This is a genomic window from uncultured Virgibacillus sp. (assembly GCF_947495635.1).
Classification (GTDB): Bacteria; Bacillota; Bacilli; order Bacillales; family Amphibacillaceae; genus Virgibacillus; species Virgibacillus salarius.
Genome location: NZ_CANMAB010000216.1, coordinates 1 through 659 on the forward strand (window position 1 = coordinate 1; position 659 = coordinate 659).

Below are 659 nucleotides of genomic sequence, written 5' to 3' on the forward strand. Positions count from 1 at the left end.
GATGTGACGATACAAGCACAGATTTTAGAGCTGATGAAGGATATTCAAAAGGAAACGGATAGTGCAATTATTTTTATTACGCACGACCTTGGTGTTGTAGCTAATATTGCAGACCGAGTGGCGGTGATGTACGCTGGAAAAATTGTCGAAATTGGGACAACAGATGATATTTTCTATAATCCGAAGCACCCATACACATGGGGGCTACTAGGTTCGATGCCAACGCTGGACAGTGATGAAGAGGAATTATTTGCGATTCCTGGAAGTCCACCGGATATGCTGAATCCTCCAAAGGGCGATGCCTTTGCCCCACGTAATGAATTTGCATTAGAAATTGACACCGTCATGGAGCCGCCGATGTTTAAGGTATCTGACACACACTATGCAGCGACATGGCTACTCCATGAGGACGCACCGAAAATCGAGCCGCCAGCATCGGTAAAACGGAGAATGCAGGGATTTGCGAATACCGGTAATAAAGGTGGTGACCGACGATGACGGAAAAATTATTACAGGTGAAGGATTTGAAAAAACATTTCAAAGCAGGTAGAAAAAAGATCATTACAGCCGTTGACGGAATCACTTTCGATATTTATAAAGGGGAGACCTTTGGATTAGTAGGCGAATCTGGCTGTGGAAAGTCGACAACGGGAAGAACA

Annotated in this window: 2 protein-coding genes; both read left to right on the forward strand. The window is 44.5% G+C overall.

The window, feature by feature from the left end; translation table 11 throughout:
* Window positions 1-498, forward strand: a 498-nt coding sequence (locus tag Q1A47_RS20545; RefSeq protein ID WP_366141157.1) for an oligopeptide/dipeptide ABC transporter ATP-binding protein, incomplete at its 5' end; no start/stop codon positions are given.
* Window positions 495-659: ATP-binding cassette domain-containing protein (locus tag Q1A47_RS20550; protein ID WP_299632752.1), on the forward strand; the 165-nt coding region annotated here is incomplete at its 3' end. The genes Q1A47_RS20545 and Q1A47_RS20550, both read left to right, overlap by 4 nt.